Source organism: Acidocella facilis ATCC 35904, assembly GCF_000687875.1.
GTDB classification, from domain to species: Bacteria; Pseudomonadota; Alphaproteobacteria; order Acetobacterales; family Acetobacteraceae; genus Acidocella; species Acidocella facilis.
Map to the genome: position 1 here is coordinate 295287 of NZ_JHYG01000003.1, position 26768 is coordinate 322054.

At 66.0% G+C, this 26768-nt stretch carries 22 protein-coding genes; 8 read left to right on the top strand and 14 right to left on the bottom strand.

Annotated elements, in window-relative coordinates; all coding sequences use genetic code 11:
• Positions 1 to 5: 5 nt before the first annotated feature.
• From mdcA to T331_RS0106035, 3 genes are all read right to left on the bottom strand, one after another.
• Positions 6 to 1655, bottom strand: coding sequence for a malonate decarboxylase subunit alpha (gene mdcA, locus T331_RS0106025; RefSeq protein WP_035179325.1), 1650 nt, complete (start codon positions 1653 to 1655; stop codon positions 6 to 8).
• A gap of 234 nt (positions 1656 to 1889) precedes the next feature.
• Positions 1890 to 3719, bottom strand: coding sequence for a DNA helicase RecQ (gene recQ / locus T331_RS0106030; protein WP_026439387.1), 1830 nt, complete (start codon positions 3717 to 3719; stop codon positions 1890 to 1892).
• 47 nt (positions 3720 to 3766) lie between these two features.
• Positions 3767 to 4627 (bottom strand): DMT family transporter, encoded by an 861-nt coding sequence (locus T331_RS0106035; RefSeq protein ID WP_026439388.1) that lies wholly within the window; start codon positions 4625 to 4627, stop codon positions 3767 to 3769.
• A gap of 108 nt (positions 4628 to 4735) precedes the next feature.
• Here T331_RS0106035 and T331_RS0106040 point away from each other — a divergent pair, with 108 nt between their 5' ends.
• A complete protein-coding gene (locus tag T331_RS0106040; protein ID WP_026439389.1) occupies positions 4736 to 6124 on the top strand; it encodes an aminotransferase-like domain-containing protein in 1389 nt (462 codons plus the stop codon).
• A 209-nt stretch (positions 6125 to 6333) separates the two neighbouring features.
• Here the strand turns inward: T331_RS0106040 and T331_RS0106045 are convergent, their stop codons facing one another.
• The 5 genes from T331_RS0106045 to T331_RS0106065 form a co-directional block, all read right to left on the bottom strand.
• Positions 6334 to 8151, bottom strand: coding sequence for a flavin-containing monooxygenase (locus tag T331_RS0106045; RefSeq protein ID WP_026439390.1), 1818 nt, complete (start codon positions 8149 to 8151; stop codon positions 6334 to 6336).
• Between the two features lie 77 nt (positions 8152 to 8228).
• Positions 8229 to 9302: a 2,3-butanediol dehydrogenase gene (locus tag T331_RS0106050; protein WP_026439391.1), complete on the bottom strand. Its 1074-nt coding sequence runs from the start codon at positions 9300 to 9302 to the stop codon at positions 8229 to 8231.
• A 124-nt stretch (positions 9303 to 9426) separates the two neighbouring features.
• Positions 9427 to 11289, bottom strand: a complete 1863-nt coding sequence (locus tag T331_RS0106055; RefSeq protein ID WP_026439392.1) for a sigma-54-dependent Fis family transcriptional regulator — start codon at positions 11287 to 11289, stop codon at positions 9427 to 9429.
• Positions 11290 to 11401: 112 nt separating this feature from the next.
• Positions 11402 to 11848 (bottom strand): OsmC family protein, encoded by a 447-nt coding sequence (locus T331_RS0106060; protein WP_008494283.1) that lies wholly within the window; start codon positions 11846 to 11848, stop codon positions 11402 to 11404.
• A gap of 9 nt (positions 11849 to 11857) precedes the next feature.
• Positions 11858 to 12778 carry a pirin family protein gene (locus tag T331_RS0106065; RefSeq protein WP_026439393.1) on the bottom strand — a complete coding sequence of 307 codons (921 nt, stop codon included), beginning with the start codon at positions 12776 to 12778 and terminating at the stop codon, positions 11858 to 11860.
• 311 nt (positions 12779 to 13089) lie between these two features.
• Here T331_RS0106065 and T331_RS0106070 point away from each other — a divergent pair, with 311 nt between their 5' ends.
• Positions 13090 to 14310 (top strand): FAD-binding domain-containing protein, encoded by a 1221-nt coding sequence (locus T331_RS0106070; protein ID WP_081822135.1) that lies wholly within the window; start codon positions 13090 to 13092, stop codon positions 14308 to 14310.
• Entirely contained in the window at positions 14311 to 14658 is a 348-nt protein-coding gene (locus T331_RS0106075; protein WP_008494289.1) for a thiol-disulfide oxidoreductase DCC family protein, read from the top strand. It abuts the gene before it with no gap.
• 42 nt (positions 14659 to 14700) lie between these two features.
• Here the strand turns inward: T331_RS0106075 and T331_RS0106080 are convergent, their stop codons facing one another.
• Entirely contained in the window at positions 14701 to 15582 is an 882-nt protein-coding gene (locus T331_RS0106080) for a LysR family transcriptional regulator (RefSeq protein WP_026439395.1), read from the bottom strand.
• Between the two features lie 104 nt (positions 15583 to 15686).
• On the opposite strand from T331_RS0106080, the gene T331_RS0106085 reads away from it, so the two are divergent.
• From T331_RS0106085 to bla, 3 genes are all read left to right on the top strand, one after another.
• The gene (locus T331_RS0106085) at positions 15687 to 17276 is read left to right on the top strand and encodes a proton-conducting transporter transmembrane domain-containing protein (RefSeq protein WP_155992625.1); all 1590 of its coding nucleotides are present in this window, start codon (positions 15687 to 15689) and stop codon (positions 17274 to 17276) included.
• Positions 17266 to 19689 carry a YbcC family protein gene (locus T331_RS0106090; protein ID WP_026439397.1) on the top strand — a complete coding sequence of 808 codons (2424 nt, stop codon included), beginning with the start codon at positions 17266 to 17268 and terminating at the stop codon, positions 19687 to 19689. The genes T331_RS0106085 and T331_RS0106090 overlap by 11 nt, the downstream gene beginning before the upstream one ends.
• Positions 19690 to 20087: 398 nt before the next feature.
• The gene (bla, locus tag T331_RS0106100; protein WP_280512643.1) at positions 20088 to 20939 is read left to right on the top strand and encodes a class A beta-lactamase; all 852 of its coding nucleotides are present in this window, start codon (positions 20088 to 20090) and stop codon (positions 20937 to 20939) included.
• Between the two features lie 416 nt (positions 20940 to 21355).
• Here bla and T331_RS0106105 read toward each other — a convergent pair whose 3' ends face one another.
• Entirely contained in the window at positions 21356 to 22207 is an 852-nt protein-coding gene (locus T331_RS0106105) for an NmrA family NAD(P)-binding protein (protein WP_026439399.1), read from the bottom strand.
• A gap of 24 nt (positions 22208 to 22231) precedes the next feature.
• Positions 22232 to 22972, bottom strand: a complete 741-nt coding sequence (locus T331_RS0106110) for an SDR family oxidoreductase (RefSeq protein ID WP_026439400.1) — start codon at positions 22970 to 22972, stop codon at positions 22232 to 22234.
• Positions 22973 to 23066: 94 nt separating this feature from the next.
• Between T331_RS0106110 and T331_RS0106115 the strand changes: the two genes are divergently transcribed.
• The gene (locus tag T331_RS0106115; protein ID WP_026439401.1) at positions 23067 to 23966 is read left to right on the top strand and encodes a LysR family transcriptional regulator; all 900 of its coding nucleotides are present in this window, start codon (positions 23067 to 23069) and stop codon (positions 23964 to 23966) included.
• Positions 23967 to 24360: 394 nt separating this feature from the next.
• Here T331_RS0106115 and T331_RS19080 read toward each other — a convergent pair whose 3' ends face one another.
• Genes T331_RS19080 through T331_RS19085 form a run of 3 tightly spaced genes read right to left on the bottom strand, consistent with a single transcriptional unit; the run spans position 24361 to position 26278 of the window.
• Positions 24361 to 25038, bottom strand: a complete 678-nt coding sequence (locus T331_RS19080) for a GAD-like domain-containing protein (protein ID WP_026439402.1) — start codon at positions 25036 to 25038, stop codon at positions 24361 to 24363.
• 21 nt (positions 25039 to 25059) lie between these two features.
• Positions 25060 to 25746 (bottom strand): GAD-like domain-containing protein, encoded by a 687-nt coding sequence (locus T331_RS0106125; protein ID WP_026439403.1) that lies wholly within the window; start codon positions 25744 to 25746, stop codon positions 25060 to 25062.
• A 7-nt stretch (positions 25747 to 25753) separates the two neighbouring features.
• Complete coding sequence (locus T331_RS19085; protein ID WP_026439404.1) at positions 25754 to 26278, bottom strand: polymorphic toxin type 15 domain-containing protein; 525 nt, start codon at positions 26276 to 26278, stop codon at positions 25754 to 25756.
• A gap of 202 nt (positions 26279 to 26480) precedes the next feature.
• Here T331_RS19085 and T331_RS0106140 point away from each other — a divergent pair.
• A partial coding sequence (locus T331_RS0106140) for a transposase (protein ID WP_026439405.1) occupies positions 26481 to 26768 on the top strand: 288 nt, incomplete at its 3' end.

Below are 26768 nucleotides of genomic sequence, written 5' to 3' on the forward strand. Positions count from 1 at the left end.
TTCTCCTACCAATTCCTGAATTTCGCCGGCGGCCGGTACAGCCCGCCGGAGCAGGCGACCAGATCCTGCACCGAGCGCGCCGCCAGCAGCTGGCGGGTGGCGTCCAGCGGCGAGATGCCGAGATCTTCCGGCCTTTGGATCACTTTGCGGGCGCGCAAGCGCTCCACCACCGCACGGTCGCGCCCGCGCCCGATCGGGGTGAAGCCGGCGACACCGCGGATCGCCTGTTCGCGCTCTTCTGTGCTGCGGCAGAGCAGCAGGTTGGCGATGCCTTCCTCGGTGACGATATGGGTGACATCGTCGCCATAGATCATCACCGGGGCGAGATCGAGCTTGAGGTCGCGGGCCATGCGCACGCTGTCCAACTCCTCGACGAAGCGCGGCACCAGCTTTTCGCCGAAGGTCTCCACCATCTGCACCACCAGCTTGCGCCCGCGCACCAGGCTGCCGGCCTCGCCGGCGGCTTCCTGTCCGGCCTGCATCCAGGCCGGCGAGGCGTGGCGGCGGCCGCGCGCATCCGCGCCCATATTCGGCGCCCCGCCAAAGCCGGCGATGCGGCCATTGGTGAAAGTGGAGCTGTTGCCGGCGAGGTCGATCTGCAAGGTCGAGCCGATGAACATGTCGCAGGCATAGAGCCCGGCGGTCTGGCACATCAGCCGGTTGGAGCGCAGCGTGCCATCCTGGCCGAGGAAGAAGATATCCGGCCGGGCGGACATATACTGGTCCATCCCCACCTCGCTGCCGAAGCAATGTACCTGCTCCACCCAGCCGCTTTCGATGGCGGGGATCAGCGTCGGGTGCGGGTTGAGGGCGAAATGCGTGGCGATTTTGCCGCGCAGCCCCAGCGCCTCGCCATAGGTCGGCAGGATCAGCTCGATCGCCGCGGTGGGAAAGCCGATGCCGTGATTGAGCCGGCGCACGCCATAGGGCGCGTAGATGCCCTTCAGCGCCATCATCGCCATCAAAATCTGCACCTCGGTGATGGCGGCGGGGTCGCGGGTGAAGAGCGGCTCGACATAGAAGGGCCGGTCCGCCTCGATGACGAAATCCACCATGCTGCCGGGGATGTCGACGCGGGGCAGCTTGTCGACGAGCTTGTTCACCTGCGCCACCACGATGCCGGATTTGAAGGCGGTGGCCTCGACGATGGTCGGCGTGTCCTCGGTATTCGGGCCGGTATAGAGATTGCCCTCATGGTCCGCCTGCACCGCCGCGATCAGCGCGACATTCGGGGTGAGATCCATGAAATAGCGGGCGAACAGCTCGATATAGGTGTGCACCGCGCCAAGCTCGATCTTGCCGGCATCCAAAGCGCGGGCGATGGCGGCACTTTGCGGGCCGGAATAGGAGAAATCCAGCTTGCGGGCGAGGCCGCGCTCGAACAGATCCAGATGCGCCTGCAGCACCACGCCGGACTGCACGATGTGCAGATCATGGATCTCGGCCGGGTCCAGCGCCGCCAGCGCATCGGCCAGGAAATCCGCCTGCTTCTGGTTGTCGCCCTCCAGGCAGAGCCGGTCCCCGGGGCGGATGAGGGCGCGCAGCAGGGCGCTGACCCGTGCCGTGGGGACGATCTTGCCCTGGGCGAGGGGTGCCGCCGCATCGAGCCGCGCCTGGCGCTCACGGCGCTGCCGATCCCATGATTTCAAACCCATGTTTTCAAGCCCATGTTGTCTTTGGCACCCTCAATTCGCTCTGCCTTCAGGCGAGGCTTTGGCCAGGAGGGTGGGGGGTCGGCGCCGCCCTGTCAATGCGCGGCGGGTGAGGATTAATGGCGTTGGTGGCGCCGGGGACGGCGGCGAGGAGGGCGGATGGGTGATCCACGAATAGGCCGCCCCGCCATGGCGGCAGGCTATAGCGCAATGGCAGGTGGGGTAAATCTCGGCAGGCTACGCCTCCGCCCCCACAATCTCCAAAATCTCCGCCCCGTAGCGCTCGATCTTCGACGCGCCGATGCCCGGTATCTCCGCCAGCGCGGCGGCGTTGGCGGGGCGGGCGGTGGCGATGGCGGCCAGGGTGGCGTCGTGGAAGATCACATAGGCCGGCACGTTCTGCGCCTTGGCGAGGCGCGAGCGTTCGGCGCGCAGGGCCTCGAACAGCGCCTGGTCGGCCTCCGCCACCTCCAGCCGGTTGGCCTTCTTCTTCAGCAGCCCGCGCGCGGTGCCGCTGCTGGCCTCCTGGCGCAGCCGCACGCTTTCCTTGCCGCGCAAGATCGCCTCGCCGCTTTCGGTCAGGCAGAGCGCGCCGTAATTCTCATGGTCCACCTCCAGCGCCCCGCGCACGATCAGCTGGCGGAACACCGAGCCCCAGCCTTTTCGGTCCAGCTCGCTCCCCACCCCGAAGGTAGGCAGCTGGTCATGCTCGAAACGTTCCACCTTCTCGGTCTTCACCCCCAGCAGAATATCGGTGAGATGGCCGACACCGAAGCGCTGGCGGGTGCGCCAGGCGGCGGAGAGGGCTTTTTGCGCGGCGATGGTGCCGTCCCAGGTTTCGGCGGGGGTGATGCAATTGTCGCAATTGCCGCAGGGCTGGGCCAGAACCTCGCCGAAATGCGCCAAGATCGCCTGGCGCCGGCAGGTGATGGTCTCGCAGACGCCGAGCAGCGAATCCAGCTTGCGCCGCTCCACCTGCTTGATCTCAGCCGGGGCGTTGCTCTGCTCGATCATTCCCCGGCGCAGCACCAGATCCTGCATGCCATAGAGCAGCAGCGTTTCCGCCGGCAGCCCGTCGCGCCCGGCGCGGCCGGTTTCCTGGTAATAGGCCTCCAGGCTGGAGGGCAGGTCCAGATGCACGACGAAGCGCACATCCGGCTTGTCGATGCCCATGCCGAACGCCACGGTGGCGACCAGCACCAGCCCTTCCTCGGTGGTCAGGAACTCGTCCTGGTTGGCGGCCCGGGTCTCGGCCGGCATCCCGGCATGGTAGGGCAGCGCGCGGATGCCGTGCTGGTTCAGCGCGGCGGCGGTCTGCTCGACGCTGTTGCGGCTGAGGCAATAGACGATGCCGCTCTCGCCTTCATGCGCGCGCAGGAAGGTCTGCAGCTGGCGCAAAGGCGCCTCCTTGCGCAGCACGGCGTAGCGGATATTGGGCCGGTCGAAGCTGGAGAGGAACAGCGGCGCCTCCTCCAGCCCCAGCCTCTGGGCAATGTCCTGGCGGGTCTGCGGGTCGGCGGTGGCGGTGAGCGCCATGCGCGGCACGCCGGGGAAGCGCTCGGCCAGCTGCGAGAGGCCCAGATATTCCGGCCGGAAATCATGCCCCCATTGGCTGACGCAATGCGCCTCGTCGATGGCGATGAGGGCGATGCGCGCGCCATCCATCATCTCCAGGAAATCCGGCATCAGTAGCCGTTCCGGGGCGGCGTAGAGCAGCTTCAGCCGGCCGGCGCGAAGATCAGAGCGCACCTGGGCGCGCTCGGGCGCGGTGAGGCTGGAATTCAGCGCCGCCGCCGGCACGCCGAGCTGGCGCAACGCCGCCACCTGGTCGCGCATCAGCGCGATCAAAGGTGAGACGACGATGCCCACCCCCTCTCGGCACAGCGCAGGGAGCTGGTAGCAAAGGGATTTGCCGCCGCCGGTCGGCATCAGCACCAGCGCGTCGCCGCCGGCGCAGACATGCTGGACGATCTCTTCCTGCTGGCCGCGAAAGCCGGGCAGGCCGAAGACCCGGTGCAGGAGATCGTGAGGGTCCGCTGGCGGGCGGGCGAGGGAGGAGCTGGCCATGCCCAAGGGTACAACCCCGCGCCGTGGCGGGGCAATCTCGGGCCGGGTTAAATGAAGCGCCGCGCCCCGCCGACACAGGCGGCAATGGCGACCATGCTGGCAAACACCGTCGGCGGCACTGTCTCATGCAGCACCACCGCCGAGACGGCCAGCCCCAGCGCCGGCTGCAAAAGCTGCAGCTGCCCCACAGCGGCGATGCCCCCCAAAGCCAGCCCGCGATACCAGAAGATGAAGCCGATCAGCATGCTGAACAAGGCGACATAGCCCAGCCCCATCCAGGCGCCCTTGGGCACGCCAGCGAAGCTGGCGGGGGCGTTGAGCCAGCCCAGCGCCAGCATCCAGGGCAGGGCCAGCACCAGCGCCCAGGAGATCACCTGCCAGCCGCCCAGCCGGCGGGCGAGCTTGGCGCCCTCGGCATAGCCCAGGCCGCAGACCAGGATGGCGGCCAGCATCAGCCCCACGCCGATGGGCGGCAGCTGCGCCTTGTGGCGCAAAGCCACCAGCACCACGCAGGCGCTGCCCAGCAGTGCAAACGCCCAGAAGCCAGCGCGCGGCCTCTCGCCGCCGCGCAGCATCCCGAACAGAGCGGTGGAGAGCGGCAGCAGGCCGAGGAAGAGCTGCGATTGCGCGGCGTCGATATGGCGCAGCGCCAGGGCGGTGAGCAGCGGAAAGCCCAGCACCACCCCGAAGGCGACGATGGCGAGCGAGAGCAGATCGCCCCGCGCCGGCCGGCTCTGGCGCAGCGCCAGCAAGGCCACCAGGGCCAGCAGCCCGGCCAGCACGGCGCGAGCCAGAGTGAGAAATACCGGGTCGAACCCGGCCAGGGCGGCGCGGGTGGCGGGCATCGAGCCGCTGAAACAGATCATCCCCAGCCCGCCCCAGACAAAGCCGCCCATCGTCTTGTTCATCGTCGCTCCTGCCCGAAAAAAGCCGATAGGGCCGGAAAGCCTCTGGCGGGACCAGAGACGGATCGGTACAATTCAACCAAACTGTACTGGTAATGTTGAGGGTACACTATGTCCGAAGCCAGCCTGGTGGCGCAGCTCGTCGGGGAGATACGCGGGCGCATCGCGTCGCGCGGGCTGGGGGCGGGGATGCGGCTGCCCTCCATCCGGGTGCAGGCGGGGCAGGCGGGGGTGTCCAAAAGCACGGTGGTGGAGGCGTATGACCGGCTGGTGGCGGAAGGGGTGATCGAATCCCGCCGGGGTTCGGGGTTTTACGTCGCCGGGCGCACCCCGCCGCTGAACCTGGCCGAGGCCGGGCCGGATCTGGACCGCGATGTCGATCCGCTCTGGGTCTCGCGGCAGACGCTGGAGACGCCGGCTGATGTGCTCAAGCCCGGCTGCGGCTGGCTGCCGCCATCCTGGCTGCCGGAGGATAGTCTGCGCCGGGCGTTGCGCGGGCTGGCACGGGCGGAGGCCGCGGTGCTGGGGGATTATGGCAGCCCGCTCGGACTGCCGGCCTTGCGCGAATATCTGGCGCGGCGCCTGGTGGGGCAGGGTGTGCCGGCCGCGCCGGGGCAGATCCTGCTCACCGACTCCGGCACCCAGGCGGTGGATCTGCTGTGCCGGTTCCTGCTGGAGCCGGGTGATACGGTGCTGGTGGATGATCCCTGCTATTTCAATTTCCGGGCGTTGCTGCGCGCGCATCGGGTGCGGGTGGTGAGCGTGCCCTACACGCCGCAGGGGCCGGATCTGGCGGCGTTCGCGCAGGTGCTGGCGGCGGAAAAACCGCGCCTCTACATCACCAACTGCGCCGTGCATAACCCGACCGGCGCAGCACTGGCCCCGGCCAGCGCGCATCGTGTGCTGAAGCTGGCCGAGCAGCATGACCTGATCATCATCGAGGACGATATTTTCGCGGATTTCGAGGCCGAGCCCTCGCCACGCCTCGCTGCCTTCGACGGGCTGGAGCGTGTGGTGCAGATTGGCAGTTTTTCCAAGACCATCTCGGCTTCGCTGCGGCTGGGCTATATCGCGGTGAAGCCGGGCTGGATCGACGGGCTGATCGATCTGAAAATCGCCACCAATTTCGCCAGTGGCCGGCTGAGCGCGGAGCTGCTGCTGGCGGTGCTGCGCGATGGCGGGCGGCGCAAGCATGTGGAGGCGCTGCGGGCCCGGCTGGCGGCGGCGATGGGGCAGGTGGCGGGGCGGTTGCAGGCGATTGGCGTGCGCCCCTGGATGATGCCGAAAGCGGGGATGTTTCTGTGGTGTGAATTGCCGGCAGGGGTGGATGCGGCGCAGCTCGCCCGCCAGGCGCTGGCGCATGATGTGGTGCTCGCACCCGGCAATGTGTTCAGCCCGGCGCAGACGGCTTCAGGATTTTTGCGGTTCAACGTCGCGCAATGCGCAGATCCACGGATATTCCAGACGCTAGACCGCGCCTTGCGAAACGCACAGGCTTGAGGGGGCAAAAGTTTTTGCGGGCGTAGGCGGCAAAGGTTCCGACACCGCGAAGCGGTGTTGGAAAGCCGCCGGAGGGGTGGGGACTTTTCTCAAAAAGTCCCCACGAAGATTGGGGTTAGGCACCAGCGTTGCCGCCACCCCACACGTTTTTGCCGCTTTTTTTCAAAAAACCGGGCCCCGCCCAGAGGGAAAGCGGGGCCCGGGCCGGGCTATTTCAGGTGATGCACACTCTGAAGCCCGTAAACCGGTGTCGGCAGCCCCTCCATCCGTGCTTTCAACTGCAGCGCCAGATACAGCGAGTAATGCCGCGACTGATGCAGATTGCCGCCATGGAACCAGAGATTTTCCTGCTGCGTCGGCTTCCACATATTGCGCTGCTCGCCTTCCCAGGGGCCGGGGTCTTTCGGCGTGTCTGAGCCCAGGCCCCAGACCTTGCCGACCTTGTCCGCGACCTCCTGGCTGATCAGATCCGCCGCCCAGCCATTCATCGAGCCATAGCCGGTGGCATAGACGATGAGATCCGCCGGCAGCGCGGTGCCATCGACAAACTTCACGCCTGTCTCGGTGATCTCCTCGATCTCGACATTGGATTTCAGCTTGATCCCGCCATTCGCCACCAGCTCGCAGGCGCCGACATCGATGTAATAGCCTGAGCCGCGGCGCAGATATTTCATGAACAGGCCGGAGCCGTCCGCGCCGAAATCCAGCATGAAACCGGCCTTCTCCAGCGACGCATAGAAATCCGCATCGCGTTTCTTGATGGCGTCGTAAATCGGGATCTGGAATTCATGCATGATCCGGTAGGGCAGGGAGGCGAAGATCATATCCGCCTTGCGGGTGGTGATGCCGTTGGCCACGGCGCGCTCGGAATAGAGATCGCCGAGACCGATCTCCATCAGCGAGTCTGAACGTACGATATGGGTGGAGGAGCGCTGCACCATGGTCACGTCCGCGCCAACCTCCCAGAGTGCCGCACAGATGTCATGCGCGGAATTATTCGCGCCGATGACAACAACTTTCTTGCCCGCATACGCATCCGGCCCCGGATGCTGCGAGGAATGCTGCTGCTCGCCCTTGAATTTATCCATACCCTTGAAGGCCGGGATATTCGGCTTGCCGGACATGCCGGTGGCCAGCACCAATTGCGTCGGACGCAACTCGATCTCCTTGCCGTCGCGTTCAACGGTTACGCGCCATGTCTTGCTCGCCTCGTCATATTCGGCGTGCTTGGCGATGGTCTTGCTCCAGTAATTCACCTCCATCACCTTGGTGTAGAATTCCAGCCAGTCGCCGATCTTGTCCTTCGGCGCGAATACAGGCCAGTTCTTCGGAAAATCGATATAGGGGAGATGGTCGTACCAGACCGGATCATGCAGGCAGAGGGATTTATAGCGCTTGCGCCATTGATCGCCGGGCTTGTCATGCTTGTCGATGACGATATGCGGCACGCCGAGCTGGCGCAACCTCGCCCCCAACGCGATCCCGCCCTGGCCGCCGCCGATGATCAGCACGTAAGGCTGGGTCTCATAACCCAAAGTCTCAACCTCATGCTGGCGCTTTTCGCTCCAGCTCAGCCGGTGCTTGGAAATGCCGTGCTCGGCCCCAAGCGGCCGGCGCGGGCCTGCATGTTCCTCGAACCCTTTCAATTCGGTAAGCGTGGTCAGCAGTGTCCAGGCCTCGTTATTCTTCAGCCGCAAATGCCCCTGGCCCCGGCCAAGCCCGGTCTCGAAGGACAGCCACGCCTCCACCACGCCGCCGCTTTCGCTGGGCTCTTCCTCGATGCTGAAGCGCACCGCCCCCAGATTTGGCAGCGTCGCTTCCAGCATGTCGCGAACGCCATCCGGATTTTCGACGGTTTTCAGATTCCAGGTGAAGGCGATGAGGTCGCGCCAGAAGCTGGTGGCAGCGAACAGCTTGGCCGCCGTCCGCGCGTCGCCGGCCGCGAGTGCGCCGTTGAAGCTGGTCAGCCAGGCTTCTACAGCGGCGCGTGGCGTCGCAGATTTTGTCTCTTTGCTGATTTTGTTCATGTCCGTTTTCCTTTTGTGAGGAAAGACGTGGGGTATTTTTGAAAAAACACCCCACACCCCCAAAAACTTTTTTGATTTCAGGCTTGCAGGTCGATCAGGATTTTTAAATGTTTGCCGCTGGGGTCCAGCAGGGCGTCGAAGCCTTCTTTCACCGCGTCTTCCAGCTTGATTTTTGCTGTCACCACTTTCGAGGCCGGCAGCGCGCCGCTGGCGATCAGCCTGATCATCCTCGGCCAGTAATGCGTGGGATAGGCCCAGGCACCGCGCAGATCGACATCCTTGAACGTCACCTGAAACCAATCCAGAGGATTTTCATGCGGATGCAGGCCGGTCTGCACCACCACGCCCTGCTTGCGCACCGCATCCAGGCAAGCCTTCAGCGCATGCTCATTGCCCACACATTCCAGCGCCACATCGCAGCCAACGCCGCCCTCGGTCTGTGCGCGCACCATCTCACCGACATTTTCGCGCTTCGGATTGATCGTGATCAGCTCAGGCACGATCGATTTCGCGTAGGCCAGCCGGGCGTCGTTGAGGTCGGAGACGAAAAGCGGCCCGGCGCCGGCGGCGCGGGCAGCCAGCACGGTGAGCAGCCCGATCGGCCCGGCCCCGGTGACCAGCACGGAAGAGCCGGCGCGCACCCCGCCGCGGTCACAGGAATAAACCGCAACGGCGCTCGGCTCCACCAAGGCCGCCTCTTCATCGCTGAGGCTGTCAGGGATTTTCACGACATTATAGTCATTCAGCAGCGCCGCCTCGGCCATGCCGCCCCAAGCCCAGCTCAACCCCGCCAGCGCCAGCTCCGGGCTCAGATGAAACAAGCCCCGGTCGGCAAAATAATCGCCCGCGCGCGGCATGATCAGCGGCTGAATGGACACACGGTCGCCCGGCTGCACATGGCTCACCCCGGCGCCAATGGCCTCCACCACCCCGCCAAATTCATGGCCGAGGATCTGCGGCCCATGCGCCTTGGTGAACGGGTGCGGGCTGGTGGGGATGAAGATCGGCCCGTAGGCATATTCATGCAGATCGGTGCCGCAGATGCCGACGAAGCGGTTGCGCACCAGAATCTGCCCCGGCGGCGGGGCGGATGGCGCCGCGATCTCCTCAATGCGCAAATCGCGCGCGGCGTGGAAACGTAAGGCTCGCAACTCTTGGTCCTCCTGGGTTTTGTTTGCAGGAGATCAAGCGCAAGCCGCGTGCCAAAATTAAGGTGTTGATAAATAGTTAAAACCACCGCCCGGACGCGCCACAATGTGGCGGTATCTGTGGCGCTCAGCTGTGGCGGCGCAGCCCGGCCTTGCGCAGCCGCCGGTGCGCCGTGGTGCGGTCGATCCGCAGCCGCCGCGCCAGCGCCGAGACATTGCCGCCGCACTCGGCCAGGGCGGCCCGCAGCTGTGCGGCCTCATCCGGCAGGGCCAGGGCCACGGGCAGATCCTCCGGGATAATCTCCGTGCCCTCGCACAGGGCGCAGGCGGTGGCCAGGCAATGGTCCAGCTCGCGCAGATTGCCAGGCCAGCCATGCGCCCGCAACGCCGCCAGCGCGGCCGCGCTCAGCCGCAGCCTGTCCTGGTTGTGCCGCGCCAGCAGCCGCGCCACCAGCCAGTCAAAATCCTCCCGCGCCCGCAAGGGCGGCAAGGTGAGGCTGGCGGCGTGCAGGCGGTAATAGAGATCCTCCCGGAACAGCCCTTGCGCGACAAGCCCTGCGAGGTCGCGGTGCGAGGCGCAGAGCACGCGCAGCTTCACCCGCCGCGCCGCGCCGCCGCCCAGCGGCTGGATCTCCTGCTCGGCCAGCACCCGCAGCAGCCTGGTCTGCAGGATGAGCGGCATGTCGCCGATCTCATCCAGGAACAACGTCCCGCCATCCGCCGCCTCCACCAGCCCCTTGCGGCCTTTCGGCGCCGCGCCGGTGAAGGCGCCCGGCGCGTGGCCGAATAATTCCGCTTCGATCAGGCCCTCCGGCAAGGCCGCGCAGTTCAGCGCCACGAAATCACCGCGCCGCGCGCTGGCGTCATGGATGGCGCGGGCCAGAACCTCCTTGCCGGTGCCGGTTTCGCCCTGGATGCACAGCGGCAAATCGGTGCGGGCCAGCCGCGCCGCCTTGGCCAGCAGCGCATCCATCACCGCGCCGGGGGCGGCCAGAGCGCGCAGCGGCGCCGGGATGCCGCCGATGGAAGCCAGGGCCGCGCGGGGTTTTGGGCGCGGCGGCGGCTCGATGGCATGGGCGAACAGAATCTGCCCGTCGCGGGTGCGCAAGCCGCGCTCCTGCGCCGGGCGGCCGCGCATCAGCCCGGGCAGTCCGTTCACATCCAGCTCCAGAAACCGCTCCAGCCTCTGCCCGAGCAGCGCCTCCGGGCACCGCCAATCCTGCCCCGCCGCCCTCGCCAGCAGCCTGGCGGCCTGGTTGGTCATGCCGGTGATCCGCCCCGCTGCGTCGATGGCGATGGCCCCTTCAGGGTCCACATCCAGGAAATCCGGCGCGGCGGCGAAGCGCAGCACCCATTGCCGGCTGGTCTGCGCCATCAGATTGGCGAGCTCGATCCGCCGCGCCGTGGCGCTGACCAGATGCCGCGCCAGCACCTGGCTCAGCTTCTCGTCCGGCGAGGTGAGCAGGGAGATATCCAGCACCGCGCAAAGCCTTCCATCCAGATCATAGATCGGCGCGGCGGTGCAGGAGAGCGGGGTATGGGTCATGTCGAAATGGTCGGTCTGATGGATGGTCAGCGCCTCGCCGGTGGCGATGCAGGCCCCCACCGCGCAGGTGCCCGCCCGCGCCTCCGCCCAGTCCGCGCCCAGATACAGCCCGGCCTTGCGCAACTCCCGCGCCTGGCGCGGATCGCCGAAATATTCGACCGCGATGCCCTCGCGGTCGGTCAGCAGCAGCACGTAATTCTGGCCGGAGATATGCCCGTAGAGCCGCTCCAGCCCGACCCTGGCGATGCCGATCAGCGCCTGCGCCTGTTCGCGATGCTCATTCAGCCGCGCCTCGGGCAGGATCACCGCCTCGCAGCGCGCCGCCGGGTCGAGATGATGCTCATCCAGGCAGCGCCGCCAGGATTGGATGACGTAGGAATCCCGTCCCGAGGCCCCGCCCTGCCAGGCGGTTTCGATTTCGCGCACATGCGCCTGCGTGCTCATCGCGTTTCCCCTCGCCGCCGGGTCTTTGCGGGCGGCCGTTTTGCTTTGGGGAAAATCTGGCCGCAGGCGGTGGGGAATGCAAGCGCGGCGTGGGGCCGCCGCGTTGCCTGGGCTACTGCCCCAGCCTGGCGCCGTCCGGCCCCAGAACCTGCACATTCACCTCGATCCCGGCGCGCACGCTCTCGGTGACGGTGCAGAAATCCTCGAAGCTCGCCAGCGCCCGGTTCAGATGCGGCACCGCGGCCGGGTCGCCATTCATGGTGATGGCGACATCGATGCGGGTGACCCGCAGCCGCTTCGCCGCGTTGCGGCCGATCTCACAGGTGACGCTGGCGGAAAACTCGCCCGGGTCCTCGTGATATTTCCGGCAGGCGAAGGTGAGGCTGGCGCAGAGGCAGTTGGCGATGGAGGCGGCCAGCAGATGCTGCGGCGAGGGCCCCATATCCTCTCCCACCGGCGCCGGCTCATCGGCGATCATGGTGGCATATTGCGGCCCGAATTCCACCAGGAACTGAAAATCCTGCTGACGGGTGACGGTAACGGTAACGCTCTCGCTCATTCGGCCTCCTTATGACCCAACCGGCTTGCTTCCCGGCAGCGGGATGAATTCTTGGTCGTCACCCGGGACTAACCCGAAACGGCGCTGGACCCAATCCTGTTTCGCCTGTTCGATACGCTCTTTCGAGCTGGAGACGAAATTCCACCAGATATGGCGCGGCCCATCCAGCGCTTCGCCGCCCAGCAGCATCAGCCGGCTATCGGCCAAGGCGCGGATGGTGATCGCATCGCCGGGGCGGAAAACCAGGAACTGCCCCTCGCCGAAGCGCTCCCCGGCGATTTCGACCTCACCGGCGATGATCTGCACCGAGCGTTCCTCATGCTCATCCGGCAAGGGCAGGGCGCTGCCGATGCCAAGGCTCACATCCACATAAAGCGTGTCCGAAAAGACTTTCACCGGCGCGGTTGCGCCATAGGCCCGCCCGGCGATGATCCGCGCCACGATACCGCCATCCTCAAGTTGCGGCAGGGTGGTGCCCTCATGATGGAAAAACCCGGGAGCCGCTTCCTCATGCGCCTTCGGCAGGGCCACCCAGCTCTGAATCCCCAGAATCGGCTGTGCGCCGCGCCGGGCATCCTCAGGCGAGCGCTCGGAATGGGCGATGCCGCGCCCGGCCGTCATCCAGTTCACCGCACCAGGGCGGATCTCCTGGGCGCTGCCCAGCGTGTCGCGGTGCAGGATGCACCCCTGCATCAGATAGGTGAGCGTGGCCAGCCCGATATGCGGATGCGGGCGCACATCCAGCCCATGCCCGGCCTCGAACTGTGCGGGGCCGATATGGTCCAGAAACACGAATGGCCCGACCATGCGCTGGCTGGCATGGGGCAGCGCCCGGCGCACACGCAGCCCGCCGATGTCGTGGCTGACCGGGGTGATCACCAGAGCGGCGGCGCCCTCGGGCTGGTCGGATGGGTGGTGCAGCCAGGACATGGTGCCTCCGTTACATACTGACATACTGCATAGCCGCAGGGCCGCGGCAGGGCAAACAAAGCTGCGAAAACCGGCTGGCGAGATGCTCACCGGCCACGCATCTGCCAATCCCGGAGATGATTTTACGCGTGCGGTTGATCCGGTGGCGGTCCAGCTGCGTAAGCCGACAGGAATAGGAAGGCAGCTTGTGCACGAACGGGGATCATTATCCGCAGCCGGGCTTTGGCCGGCCAGAGCCGATCCTGCGGGCGCATTGTCCGGGCAGTGGCGCGCGCCCGCGGGGGTATGTCTGGCGTGCCTGGTGAGCGCGCATGACGTTTAATCAACCCGCGATCAACGGCATATTCAGCCCGCCGCCGCCCACCCGCGAGGCCGGATTGGCCCGGTTGGCCGCGTTCATCCCCCAGGCTGGCCGCGCCTATGCGGCGGGGCGCAACACCGATCCGGGCCCGGGCGCGCCCAGTGCCGTTTCGGGTCTTTCCCCCTATCTGCGCCATAGGCTGGTGGGTGAGACTGAGGTGATCTCGGCGGTCATCGCGCGGCACGGCGCGGGCGGCGCGGAAAAATTCATCCAGGAGGTTTTCTGGCGGATCTATTGGAAAGGCTGGCTGGAGCTGCGCCCGGCGCTGTGGAGCAACTACAAGCAGCGTCTGGCAGCGTTACGGGATGATACGGCGCTGATGCTGCGGGCCGAGCAGGTGATGCGCGGAGAGACCGGGTTCGGCTGTTTTGATGCCTGGGCGCGGGAGCTGGCGCAGACCGGCACGCTGCACAACCATACCCGCATGTGGTTTGCCAGCATCTGGTGCTTCACGCTCAAACTGCCGTGGCTTCTGGGAGCGGATTTTTTCTTCCAGCACCTGCTCGATGCCGATGCCGCCTCCAACCTCCTCTCTTGGCGCTGGGTGGCCGGGTGTCAGACGCCGAATAAGCCCTATATCGCCCGTGCGGCGAATATCGCGCACTACAGCAACGGACGTTTTGCGCCTTACGGGGTGCTGAACGAGGCGCCAGAGCCGGTGGCCGAGCCCAACCCGCCCGCCATGCAAACCCTGCCTGCCATCGACGACCTCCCCCGGGGCAAGCTCGCCTTGCTGCTGCATGAGGATGATCTGGGAGCCGGGGGGCTGGAGCTTGCCGGCATGAATATCGTGGCGCTGGGCGGCCTTGCCCCGGCGGCCGAGCGCGCATTTGGTCCGGTGAGCGAACAGGCTGCGGGCTGGACGCGGGCGGCGCTCGCCGGCAGCCTGAGCCAGGCCAGCCGGGCTTACGGCCTGGCCGCGCCTGTGCTCGCGCCCGACGCGCTCGCCGCCTGGGCGCGGGATGCGGGCGCGGAGGCGGTGATTACACCCTATGCGCCGGTGGGGTGGACGGCGGATGCCTTACACGCGGCCGAGGCGAAGCTGCATGGCGCGGGGCTTCGCCTTTACCGCCTGCGCCGGGCGTTTGATGCGCGCTGCTGGCCGCTCGCCCGGCGCGGCTTTTTTGACTTCAAGGCGCATATTCCGGCCTTGCTGAAGGAGTTGCCATAGATGCCGAAACCAGTCGTGTATTACGATGGCGGCTGCCCGGTCTGCCGGCGCGAGATCGGCTTTTACCAAACCTGCCCGGGCGCTGAGCGCATCGCCTGGCAGGATATTTCACAGGCACCCGAGCTCGTGGCGGCGGATCTCACCCGCGGCCAGGCGCTGGCGCGTCTGCACGCGCGGCGGGGCGATGGCACGCTGGTCAATGGCGCCGCCGCCTTCGCGTTGATCTGGGAGCAATTGCCGGCCTTCAAGCCCGCCGCCTGGCTGTTGCGGCGGGCGCCAATTTTGGCGTTGGCCGAGTGGCTCTATAATGGCTTCCTGCGCCTGCGGCGTTTGTGGCGGCGGGCATGATATGTCCTTCTGCGCCGTGATCGGCGCAGGTGCGGCGCGGCTTCACCCCTTGCCGGCAGGCAGGAGCTCACTCAGGAGCCGGTTGGGAAAACGCCGCTTCTGGACGATGGCATAAAACGTCTCGGTCACGTCCTCGATCCGGCAATGCTCGACGAGAACCCCGGTATTCAGCTCATCGCGGACAACGATCGGCGGCACCAGGGTCACGCCCTCGCGCTCGCGCGCCAGCAAGCGCAGCATCGCCATGTCATCGACTTCGGCGAGGATGATGGGTCTGATCCCCGCCAGCTCAAGCACGCGGTCGAAGGCGACGCGGATATCGCTATCGAGGCTCGGCAAGAGAATGGGTTCGGAGCGCAGATCGTCCGGAAACTTGAACTTGCGCCGGGTTGCGCGCGGACGGCCGACCAGGCTGACAGGCTGTTCGTTGAGCAGATGATTGCGCAATGAGGACCGCGCGTCGCGCGGCGCGGCGCTGTTGGCCAGGACCACATCGAGGGCGTGCGCCTCCAGCTGAGCGAGCAGATCGCGGATATTGCCCGAGCGGACGATCAGCTCAACATCCGCCCGCCCTACCAGGGGGCGAAGGAATTCAAGCTGGAAATTTCGCGACAAGGTCGTCAGCGCGCCGACGCGCAGCCCCTGGCGGGTGGCCAGGGGCTGCCCGCGCAAGGTGCTCATGAGCTCCTCGCCCGCCTTGAACACCGTATCCGCATAGTCGAGCGCGATCCGGCCGGCTTCGGTCAGCACCAGCTTCCGGCCGGCGCGCTCGAAGAGCGGATGCCCGATCTGGTGTTCAAGCTTCTGAATTTGAACCGAAAGCGCTGATTGCGACAGATTCATCATCGCGGCCGCCCGGGTCAGGCCGCCGGCATGAACCACCGCCCAGAAATAGCGCAGATGATTATAGTTCAGATCCCTCATATCGTTCTATTAAAACGAACGAATTTGCGCAAACAATGAATTTTTTTCGGATTTCCCGATCAGCTACCACCCCCGGACAGTCTTTGCGTTTGAAGGGGATTTTCGTGCTGCCATTCCTCGCGCCGCTGCTGGCGCCGGTTCCGCTGCTCCTCGCCGGGGCAAGCGGCTTTTTCGATCCTGGGCCACGGCCCAAATACGCCCCGCTCCTGGCCGAAGCCGCCTCGCTTCTCGCCTTGCTCGCGGCGCTGGGGGCGGCCGGGAGCTTGCTCCTTCACGGTGCCGGCGATGGTCGCGTCATCGGCATTGAAGGTGCCGGCCTGTCCGTCCGGCTCGATGCCGTCAGCGTGGCCATGCTGCTGCTGGTGACGTTCGTGGGCTGGATCGTCGTGCGATATGCGCGCCGCTATCTGGATGGCGATGACCGGCAAGGCCGCTTCACCGCCTGGCTCTGCCTGACGCTGGCCGCCGTGGCGCTGCTGGTCACCGCCGGCAATCTGGTCCAGCTGGTCATCGCCTGGATCGCCACGAGCCTGTTCCTGCACAGGCTGTTGCTGTTCTATCCGCAGCGTGTCGCCGCGCGGCGGGCGGCGCGCAAGAAATTCATCACCGCGCGTCTTGGCGATGCCGCGCTTCTTGGCGCCGCGCTCTTGCTGGCGGCCGCTTACGGAAGTTTTCAAATCGGAACAATCTTGGCGGCGGCGCGGTCAGGCGCGGGTGGCGAGCTGGCCGTCGGCGCGGCTTCGCTCATCGCCGCCGCCGCGATGCTCAAATCGGCTCAGTTTCCCACCCATGGCTGGCTGACCGAAGTCGTGGAGGCGCCGACCCCGGTCTCGGCCCTGCTGCATGCGGGGGTGATCAATGCCGGCGGCTTCCTTCTGGTCCGCTTCGCCGATGTCATGCTGCTGGCGCCGGGCGTTCTCGCGGTGCTTGTCATGGTCGGCGGCTTCACCGCGCTCTTTGGCAGTCTGGTGATGTTGACCCAGCCCGCCGTCAAAACCTCGCTTGCCTGGTCCACCGTGGCGCAGATGGGCTTCATGATCCTGGAATGCGGGCTGGCGCTGTTCCCGCTGGCGCTGCTGCACATCGTCGCCCACTCACTCTACAAGGCGCATTCCTTTCTGGCATCGGGCGGCGCCGTGGAGCGGGTGGCGGCCCTACGCAGGCCAGGTCCGGTCGCCGTGCCGAAGGCCGGGGCCGTCGCGCGCGCCTTTCTCTCGGCTTTCGTCATTTATGGTCTCTTTGGCGCCGGCTTCGGCGTCGCGCACAAATCGCCGCAGGCCATTGTGCTCGGCGTCATCCTGATCTTCGGCGTCGCCTACATGCTCGCGCAAGGCTTCGCGGATGCCGCGCCCAAGGCCCTGACCCAGCGCACAGCCTTCTACGCGGTGGCAGTTTCGGTGGCCTATTTCACCCTGCAATGGGCCGCGATCTCGATCACGGCGGGCATCTTGCCAGCCCCCCCGGCGCCGGATCCCCTCGAATGGACGCTGCTCGTCCTCGCTGCCGCGAGCTTCGGCCTGGTTGCCATCGCACAGGCTCTGTTTCCGCTCTGGGCTTTCCACCCCGCGGCGGCTGGGCTGCGCGTGCATTTATCCAACGGGCTCTACGCCAACGCCATCTTCGACCGGCTGATCAACGCCTGGTCCATTCGCAGCTCATCCATTCCCGCCGGGAGCAACGCCCATGATCAATGAAATCTCCCCCGCCTGGCCCGCCCCGCACGCCGTGCAGGCGGCGATGGACCGCGCCGGCCGCGCCATACCGCCCGCCTGGCCCCTGGCTTCCAGTGTCGCGGTCAATCCGTTTCTCGGGCAAGCCGGTGAGCCTCTGGCCATGGCCGGGGCGCGGCTCGCGCGGATCGCGGGGGCGCGCGTCACCATGCCCCGGCGCTGGTACGCGGAGAAAATCGCGGCGGGGGTGATCAGCGATGCTGACCTCGCGGCGGCGCTCGCGGCTGCTGCCGGGCCCAAGCCAGCCGATGTGGCGGCTTTGAAGGCGGCAGCGGCGGTTGAAATGCCGCCACCCAGCCCGCTGCCGTCGATCGCCGATCTCGCGTCCCGTATATCCGGCATCGATTGGCCGGGTATCATCGCCGATCGCTTCGGCGCCTGGGCTGGCGGATATTTCGACGCAGGCCAGGCGCTTTGGGCCGCACCGAAGGGAAAAAGCGCCTATGCCGCCTGGCGGGCTTCCGCCACCCACGACATCACGCCTGAAATCCTCGGCCTGCCCGGCTTTGCCCGTCACGTGGCGGAAGCGCCGGAGACCGGTTTGGCGGTGGCCGCACGGGCGGTGGACCGGTTGAGCCTGCCCGCCGATGCCGCCGACACATATTTCCACCAGATGCTCATGACCCTCGGCGGCTGGGCGCAATATGCCCGCTACAAGCTGTGGCAGGCTGAGCTTGCCGGCGGCGCGGATGAGACGATCACCGATATCCTCGCCATCCGGCTGATTTGGGAGGAGGCGCTGTTTCTGCGCTACGAAGCCGGGATCGCCGATGCCTGGGCCAGCGTGCGCGTGGCGCATGCCGCCCCGGTCGCGGCAACGCCCGAGGGCAGCATCGATGCCATCCTGCAGGAGGCGGCGGAGCGGGCCGCGCAAAGCCAGCTCGCGCGCCGGCTCGCGGAACCGCCACAGGGGGCGGCGCTTGCCAGGCCCGCGCTCCAGGCCGCGTTTTGCATCGATGTGCGCTCCGAAATCTTCCGCCGGGCGCTGGAAGGTCTCAATCCCCGGATCCAAACCATGGGCTTCGCCGGGTTTTTCGGTCTGGGCACCGCGCACCGGCGCTTCGCCTCGGATGTCGAGGAGCGGCGCCTGCCGGTCCTGCTTGCGCCGGCGCTGCGCTCCTGCGCTGGCGGCCCCGATCTCCACGCGAAGGATCAGGCCGCGCGGTTCAAGGCACGCGCAAAGCGCGCCTGGGGGCGGTTCAAGCTCGCGGCGGTGTCCTCCTTCGCCTTCGTCGAGGCCACGGGGCCGGTCTATGCGGGTAAGCTCCTGAGCGATGCGCTGGGGCTGCATGCGCTCCCGCCGCCGGACGAGCCGCCGCCCCGGCTCGATCCCGCTTTGGATGTGACGGTCAAGATCAACACCGCGCAGGCCGTGCTGCGCGCCATGTCGCTCACCAGCGGGTTCGCGCCGCTGGTGCTGCTCGTCGGGCACGGCGCCAATGTCGTCAATAATCCGCACGCCAGCGCGCTGCATTGCGGCGCCTGCGGCGGCTATTCGGGCGAGGCCAATGCCAGGCTGCTCGCCGCGCTTCTCAACGATACGCAGGTGAGAGACGGGCTGGCGGCGAACGGCATCGAGATCCCCGCCGGCACGCTCTTCGTCGCGGCGCTGCACCTCACCACCACGGATGAGGTGACGCTTTATGACGAGGATCATCCTTCTGCTGCCCACAAGGCTGACCTTGAACAGGCCAAGGCTTGGCTCGCCGCGGCAGGCAAGCTTGCCCGGGCCGAGCGCGCCTTGCGCCTGCCGCGCGCTGCGGGCGCGGCGGCCCTTCACAGGCGCAGCCGCGACTGGTCGGAAACCCGGCCCGAATGGGCGCTTGCCGGCTGCCAGGCCTTCATCGCCGCGCCGCGCCGGCGCACCGCCGGCAAAAGCCTGGAAGGACGCGCCTTCCTGCATGATTACGATTGGAAGCAGGATAAGGGCTTTGGGGTTCTGGAATTGATCATGACCGCGCCGATCGTCGTCGCCAGCTGGATCAGCCTGCAATATTACGGCTCCACCGTGGCGCCGGACTTGTTCGGCAGCGGCAACAAGTTGCTGCACAACGTCATCGGCGGGATCGGGGTGGCCGAGGGCAATGGCGGCAGCTTGCGCGCCGGCCTGCCCTGGCAGTCGGTTCACGATGGCGCGCGCTACGCGCACGATCCGCTGCGCCTATCCGTCTGCATCGAGGCGCCGCGCGACGCCATGTCCGAGATCCTCGGCCGCCATCCGGAGGTGCGCGCTCTGTTCGATCATGGCTGGATGCATCTCTTCGCCCTTGATGAGGCCGGGCAAATGGCCTGGCGTTATGCCGGCGATCTGCACTGGACGGCCATGGCGGGCCGCCATTTCGTGCAGCCATCCGCGCGCCTGGAGCCGGCGGTTTGAGCGGTGATCGGCGGGCGCAATATATGTTTAGGCCGACACGGTGGCGTCAAGATAAACGCATGAAATTGCGGGGCCAAAAAAAAGAGAGCAGCCAGCAAAAAGCTTGATGCGCTCATCCCGATTGGCAGGTTTTGGTGAGGAGATGAACCAATGACGCTCAGCCTTACACCATTGAGACTCTTCGAGAGGAAGAGGGCGCAACCGACTATACTCGGCTTCGCTTCCAAGTTTGGGCGCGTGTTCGCGTAAGTTCCGCCGGTGCGCTCAGCGCCCACGGAAGCCACAATTTTCAGGAGTACCTTGAACATGCTGATCTCAACAGGATGAGCAGCGCTGCCGGCATAAGATAATTATGTTGACTCGGGGTTGGCCAAGCTGCTCCTCGTCCCGGTATGAACATGCCTCGCCGCGTTCTTCTTGCCGCTCTGCCCGCCTTCTGCGCCTCCTCCGCCAGGGCGGATGAGGCAACCAGCTTCCTGGCGGAGAGCGAACGCCGGACCGGCGGGCGCATCGGAATCTACGCCCGCAACCTCGCCACCGGGCGGACATTGTCCTGGCGGGCGGACGAGCGCTTCGTGATGTGCAGCACCTTCAAAATGTCGCTGGTGGCCTGCGTGCTCTCGCGCGTCGACAAGGGCGAGGAGCGGCTCGGCCGCTTCGTCCAATACGGCGCGGCACAACTCTCCAACTACGCGCCGGTGGCGCGGCTTCATCTGGCCGATGGCGGCATGACGGTCGGGGCCATGTGCCAGGCGGCCATCGAGGTCAGCGACAACACCTGCGCGGATTTGCTGCTGCTGAGCGTGGGCGGCCCGGCCGCGCTGACCCGCTTCTGGCGGGCGGAGGGGGACGAGGTGACGCGGCTCGACCACACCGAGCCGCGCCTGAATTTCTCGCCGCCGGGCGACCCGAGGGATACGACCACGCCCGCCGCCATGGCGGGCGACCTCCAGCGCTTCCTGCTGGGCGACGCGCTCTCTCCAGCCTCTCGCGCGCGGCTCACGGGTTGGATGCTGAATTGCCAGACCGGCGGAGCGCTGCTGCGCGCTGGCCTGCCCAAGGGCTGGAAGGTGGCGGACAAGACCGGCAACAACGGCAAGGACGCGCTGGGCGACATCGCGGTGGCTTGGCCAGCCCCGGACAGGCCGATCGTCATCTGCGCCTACACCCAGGGCGGACACCCAAAGCCGGAAATCCTGCCGCCCATCCTCGCCGGCGTGGGGCGGATGGTCGGGGCGAAATTAGCCTGACGCTCCGGCGCGCATGCGCCGGTACGCGTGCCCTTCCCACCGGATGAACCGCGGCGCTCCGCGGCCATTGAGGGGATCGTGGGGGGGAGGGCAGCCCCAAAACGAAAGCAGGCCGGTCCATGTGGACCGGCCTGCTTTCGTTTGAATATCAAGAAATTACTTGGCGCGCTCGAAGAGATTCGAACTCCTGACCCTCAGATTCGTAGTACGTTTCGATCAAGCAACAGATGGCCCTTGACCACCCGCAACGGCCCCCGCTGACCATCCATCACCTCGCCGCGGAACGCACTCCGGACAGGCTGCGCCCCGCCGACGCCCCCGGTCTTCCCCCATCGCCGCCCGTCGCCCGGTGGGATTGTGGGGGGAACGGCGTGGGACTGCTCCGGGTAGAGAAAATTGGGATTATGAACCTGAGTTCAGGCTGGCGCCACGAGCTGGCGCAGCACCGTCTCGATATCGGTTTCGCCTTTCAGAGCGGTACCCTCGAACTCGATCCAGCCTTCGTTGAAGCCGTCGAGCATCCGCGCGCGCGGCGTGGGATTGCGCATCCCCTGCAAGACGAACAAGCTCTCCCAACTGGCGCGCGGCACCAACTCCATGCGCACCTCATGGCCGAGGATTTTGGTGAAGGCCGCCGCGACCTCATTGGGGGTGGCGCGATGCGGGCCTTCCAGTTCCACCACGCGGCGCCCAGTCAAGTCCTCTTGAAGCAGCTTGGCGGCGAGGGCGCCGATATCGGCGGTGGCGACCATCGGCACGGGTTTGTCTAGGGGCTGTAGAAAGCTGGGCACCACACCCTCGCGCGCCGGGGCAACGTCCCAGGCGGCGTTCTCCATGAACCAGGCCGCGCGCAGGAAGCACACTGGCAGTGGCAGCGCACCGAGCGCCTGTTCCACCAGTCCGAGTTGGGTGAGCAGGTTCGGCTGCGTGGCCTGCGCGCCGATGGTGGAGAGACAGACGATCCTGCCCGGCCTGGCGGCGGTGAGTGCCGTGGTCAGCGCCGCGATGATCGCCCGGATTTCCGGGAAGCCCGGTACGGGGTCAAAATTCGGCGGGATCAGGATGAACACGCCCTCCGCCCCTGTAAAGGCGGCGGTCAGCGCGGCGGTATCCGTCATCTCTGCCAGGGCGATCTCGCAGCCGCGCGCCGCCCAGGCGGGCGCTTTGGCGGCGTCACGCAGCACGGCGCGCACGGGCAGGCCAGCGTCCAGCAGGGTGCGTGCCACCATGCCGCCAACCTGTCCGGTGATTCCAGTGATCGCATACATGTCTAATCTCCGTTCAAAAGGGGTTCAGATCGACCAGGGTGACGCGCCTTGGTCCCAATCGTGCTGCATCGCGGCTTCCAGCGCGTGCGGGCTGGCCTGGAGGGCGGCGCTTATGTCCCGCGCGGCGGTATCTGCCAGGATATGCGACTCCCCAGCCTGTACCCCCTCCAGCACGCGGACCGCGATCTGCCGGGGGCTGGCCTTGGCCTCGCCTACCTCGGCCGCCATGCTGGTGTCGATGAACCCGGCATAGACGCCGCAGACCTGCGTGCCCTGGGCGTAGAGCTGAATTCGCAGCGCGTCCGTTACCGCCAGCGCCGCGTGCTTGGAAGCGCAATACGTGGCGTTGAACGGGTTGGTGAACCAGCTCACCACCGAGAGCATGTTGACGAGCGCGCCGCCGCCATTATGGGCGAGGATGGGCGCGAACGCCCGCGCCAGGGCGAGCGGACCATACACGTTCGTCTCCATCTCCTGCCGCAACGCCTCCTCGGCACCTTCCGCCAATACCGGGCTTAGCAGCATGATTCCGGCATTATTGATGAGCAGGGTCACATCCGGGCAGGCGCGTGACGCTGCCTTGATCTGTGTGGGTGAGGTGACGTCGAGCGGCACCGGCACCAGTCGCGCATCGGTGATGCTGGCCGGATCGCGCACAGCCGCGTAAACCTTGGCCGCCCCCGCCGCCAGCAGCGCCTCGGTGAAGGCTTTGCCCAACCCCCGGTTGGCACCCGTCACCAGCGCCACGCTTCCTTCGATCCGCATCTTACCCCTCCGTTGCCGTCCTGGGTCGGAGGTATGACGCCGGAATACCTTTGACTGAAGCGCCGTTTTATCACATGATTAGTGATTTATAATCATGAATTTCGATGGCCGCTTGCTCTCTGGTGTCACTGTCCTCGCCGCCGTGGTGGCGGGGGGCAGCTTCGTCAATGCCGCCGAGGCGCTGGGGCTGTCGGCCTCCGGCGTCAGCCGGGCCATCGCGCGGCTGGAGGCGCGGCTGGGCGTGCGCCTGCTCGACCGCACCACGCGCTCCCTGCGCCTCACCGACGAGGGCGCGCGCTTCTACCAGCAGGTGGTGCCATTGCTGGACGGCATCGCCGACGCCGCGGCCGGGCTGTCCGGTGCCACCGCCACGGTGCGCGGCAAGTTGCGCGTGAGCGTCGAGCCCTTCTTCTCGCGCTTGGTGCTGGCCCCGCGCCTGGGCGATTTCATCGCCCAGTACCAGGAGCTGGAACTGGAAATTGTAACCAGCGACGAAATGGGCGACCTCGTGGCGCAGGGGCTGGACGCCGCCATTCGTTTTGGGCCGCCGCCGCCCTCGGCGCTGGTGGCGCGGCATCTGCTGGATACGCGTATCATCACCGTCGCAGCACCCGCCTATCTGGCCCGGCACGGCCGCCCGGAGCGCCCCGAGGATTTGGCCCGGCACGTCTGCATCCAGTTTCGTGACCCGCGCACGGGCCGGCCCTTCAGTTGGGAGTTCCACGCCGGCGGCCGCGTGTTGCCGGTGGCTACGTCCGGGCCGCTCACCGTGAGCGATGTCGGCACCATGCTCGGTGCCTGCCAGGCCGGGGCCGGCATCGCGCAGGTGATGGCGCTAGGCGTGAAGGACTTGTTGGCGCGCGGCGAGTTGGTGGAGCTGTTTCCAGGCTGGCCGGATGAGACCTTCCCGCTCTACGCACTGTACCCCTCTCGCCAGCATCCGCCCGCTAAGTTGCGCGCCTTCCTGGATTTCTGCTCCGAGACGATTCGCTGAACTGTGTCCAGTCAACCGCCCCGACGGAAAAACCGACGGCCGCCATTCCGACCCTGCTGCGTCCGGTGGACCCAGGCTGCCCCCCATTCCGTGCTGGACAGATGGACACGGCTCGGCCTGCGGAGCAGTCGTGCCCTGGCCCACCTGGGCTTTGGGCGGTTTTGCGGGGAAACGGCACGTCGGCCTGGGCGGTGGCATGATGGTGTGTGGGGGCCTTAAAGCCCCCACCCCCCACCGTCATGTTCCTCGCACTTTTTTGCCTAAGTTCGGAGCGGTTCGTCCCTCCCGGTCTTCAGTCCCAGCGGCTGGAGCGCTTCCGTCGGTTGGTGGCCATGCCCGTGCAGTCCAACGTCGGCACAATTCCACCGCGACGAGATGCGTATGGGCGACCAGCCTAACCGCCAATGGTTCGGAGGACGGTTTCCTGTGCTCCAGCGGCAGGCCGAACCAACAAGCGGCAACGCCCGAGATCGGCGAGGAAAGAGAAATGTGTCAGCGCATCCAGCCGTTGCAGATGGTCGAGCCGTGCTGGTCCGCCCAAGGGCAGTGCCGGCACGAATCCGTAGCATTCACCTAGGGAGAGTTGGCCAAGGCGCGTGCGTGCTCTTGAGAAGAGCGGTTCTGCTTGTGGAGTATCTGCGAAGACTTCAAACGAAACTTCAAATTCCAACATGAAGAGAGGAACCGCGATTGGATAACTTCCTGTTGCCTCATCATCATTGAACTTATCCACACGAACGGCAAAATGCGGAAGATCGATCAGCAGACTTTGATGCTGCTCATTCCAGGCCAGCAACTCGCCGAACGCCGAGAACCCCACGATGTGCGTCTCACTTGGCATGAGCTGCGCATCGCGCGCGAAGATGCGCTCAGCCACCGGCGCGAAACGCTGCGGCAGGCAGAATTGGAACTTGCCCCGCTTCCACATTCCGATCCCGTGGCTTCGCCAAAAGGCCAACAGATCGGCCGGCAGATGCCCCTCAAGCTCGGCCAGTTGTTCCGGGCACGGATGCATGGCCTGCTCAGGCGGGCCATTGTCTTCGAGAAGTGTCGCAAACCAGTCCTTGTCCATCTGGGCGGCTGATCTCTGCTCTCAGTTCGCGCCCAGGTGACGCAGAACAACGACCTTGCGGTTCTCCGTGTCGTTGTACCGCAGCTGGATCGGTTCAAGCTGGGCGATGATGGCGAAGTGTTCCGCAGCGCGAACCTTGCGCACCTCGTCCAGCACACCAAGACCGCCCAGCCCGACAGCCGGGAAGAAGCCGTAGCATTCGCCGTAGGAAAGCCTCCCGCACTTCTTCAGTGCTGGGTCGAAAAGAGGTCTCGCGGTTCCGTATTCGGAAAAGTCGTACGCTTCGGAATCTACGCGACTCAAATTTGAGGGGAGTGCCCGCTCGGGAGGAAGAATCCTGCATTTTGGAGACACATGCCGTGTATAAGCGGTTTTGCTTACTAAATCGATTCGTAGAAAATAATTCTTGTTGTTCCAGACGAGCAACTCTCCGAACGCGGTATAGCCGATCAGCACGGAAGTTTCGGCTGGGAAGTCTGGGTCGCCCTTGAGGATCATATCGACGAGGCTCTGGTAGCGGTCCGGTCGCACGAGTTGGAAGCGGCCGTCGAGCCAGAGTCCGGCACCGTACTCTTCCCAGAAGTCCAGCAGAGATTGTGGGACCCGGCTCCGGTAGGCCTCCCGCACCTCGGCGGGCACTGGCTCTCCACCGGCGGGCGGGCCGAATTTCTTGATGCAGTATGCGAAGTTTGCATTGAGCTTGGTCATGGTCGTGTCAGTCCTCGCAGGGTTCCAGCCTGATATTCATCTTCTCGTCGCCGCGCTGCAATGCCTTCTTCACCGCGTCCTTCAGCGCCTGCACGCGCGTTTTCCATTGCGCGCCGATCGAGCGGTTGACCGAACTATTGCCCATCCCCATCGGGTCATCCTCCCCGCCGCCAGCGATGCTGTCCAAGGCGTGTGTCGCGTCCAGGTTCTTCATCTCCTGCGCCGTCTGGGCATTGGCCATCTGTTCGGCTTGCTCTGGGTCATATCCTTGAGACTCATACTGGTCAGCTAGATCTGTTGAGCGTTCCATTTTGTAATTCTTCCTGGTATTATCTCGCTTCGTAGCATCTCCCTCGGGCCTGGCGCTACCCGTATCCGCTTTGCGCTGGCCTGCCGCATCCAGCCTGTCCTGCATCTGCTGCGGCGTCTGGCTGTTGATCAGGTCCTGCTGCTCCTGCAACTGCTTCTTTGTCTCCGCTTCGCTCTGCCCGGCGGGGGTGTTGAAGCACGGAAGCGCGTCGCCGCATTCCACGCAAGGCTCGGAAGCATCGGAGTCCTTGAGCTGCCATCGGCTTTGGTATTCGCCTGGACAGCCTGATGGCCCGCATGTTGGTAGATCTTGGCCCCGATGACGCCCACCGCCGCGGCGCCGGCGATGCCAAGCGCCACGGCGTCGACCGCGACTGAACCGCTCCATGTTTGCCGGAGGCATCAACTCTTGAGAGGATGGTGTCATGACGAACAGAACGAGCAACAAGTTTTCGCCTGAGGTTCGCGAGCGTGCGGTCCGACTGCTGCTGGAGCACAAAGGCGAGTACCCGTCGGAATGGGCGGCGATGACCTCGATAGCGGCGAAGATTGGCTGCACGGGGGAGACGCTGCGGCACTGGGTTCGGCAGGCGGAGCGTGATCAAGGTCTACGAGCCGGCCCGACGAGTGAGGATCGGGAGCGGATCAAGGCTCTGGAGCGGGAGGTCAGGGAACTGCGCCAGGCCAACGAGATCTTGCGCAAGGCGAGTGCG

Coding starts and splice junctions, on each gene's coding strand:
- mdcA (WP_035179325.1), bottom strand. CDS start 1,655: ATGGGTTTGAAATCATGGGATCGGCAGCGCCGTGAGCGCCAGGCGCGG.
- T331_RS0106045 (WP_026439390.1), bottom strand. CDS start 8,151: ATGAACAAAATCAGCAAAGAGACAAAATCTGCGACGCCACGCGCCGCT.
- T331_RS0106035 (WP_026439388.1), bottom strand. CDS start 4,627: ATGAACAAGACGATGGGCGGCTTTGTCTGGGGCGGGCTGGGGATGATC.
- recQ (WP_026439387.1), bottom strand. CDS start 3,719: ATGGCCAGCTCCTCCCTCGCCCGCCCGCCAGCGGACCCTCACGATCTC.
- T331_RS19080 (WP_026439402.1), bottom strand. CDS start 25,038: ATGGACAAGGACTGGTTTGCGACACTTCTCGAAGACAATGGCCCGCCT.
- T331_RS0106125 (WP_026439403.1), bottom strand. CDS start 25,746: ATGACCAAGCTCAATGCAAACTTCGCATACTGCATCAAGAAATTCGGC.
- T331_RS0106110 (WP_026439400.1), bottom strand. CDS start 22,972: ATGCGGATCGAAGGAAGCGTGGCGCTGGTGACGGGTGCCAACCGGGGG.
- T331_RS0106065 (WP_026439393.1), bottom strand. CDS start 12,778: ATGTCCTGGCTGCACCACCCATCCGACCAGCCCGAGGGCGCCGCCGCT.
- T331_RS0106105 (WP_026439399.1), bottom strand. CDS start 22,207: ATGTATGCGATCACTGGAATCACCGGACAGGTTGGCGGCATGGTGGCA.
- T331_RS0106040 (WP_026439389.1), top strand. CDS start 4,736: ATGTCCGAAGCCAGCCTGGTGGCGCAGCTCGTCGGGGAGATACGCGGG.
- T331_RS0106115 (WP_026439401.1), top strand. CDS start 23,067: ATGAATTTCGATGGCCGCTTGCTCTCTGGTGTCACTGTCCTCGCCGCC.
- T331_RS0106075 (WP_008494289.1), top strand. CDS start 14,311: ATGCCGAAACCAGTCGTGTATTACGATGGCGGCTGCCCGGTCTGCCGG.
- T331_RS0106080 (WP_026439395.1), bottom strand. CDS start 15,582: ATGAGGGATCTGAACTATAATCATCTGCGCTATTTCTGGGCGGTGGTT.
- T331_RS0106090 (WP_026439397.1), top strand. CDS start 17,266: ATGATCAATGAAATCTCCCCCGCCTGGCCCGCCCCGCACGCCGTGCAG.
- T331_RS0106070 (WP_081822135.1), top strand. CDS start 13,090: ATGACGTTTAATCAACCCGCGATCAACGGCATATTCAGCCCGCCGCCG.
- T331_RS0106055 (WP_026439392.1), bottom strand. CDS start 11,289: ATGAGCACGCAGGCGCATGTGCGCGAAATCGAAACCGCCTGGCAGGGC.
- bla (WP_280512643.1), top strand. CDS start 20,088: ATGCCTCGCCGCGTTCTTCTTGCCGCTCTGCCCGCCTTCTGCGCCTCC.
- T331_RS0106060 (WP_008494283.1), bottom strand. CDS start 11,848: ATGAGCGAGAGCGTTACCGTTACCGTCACCCGTCAGCAGGATTTTCAG.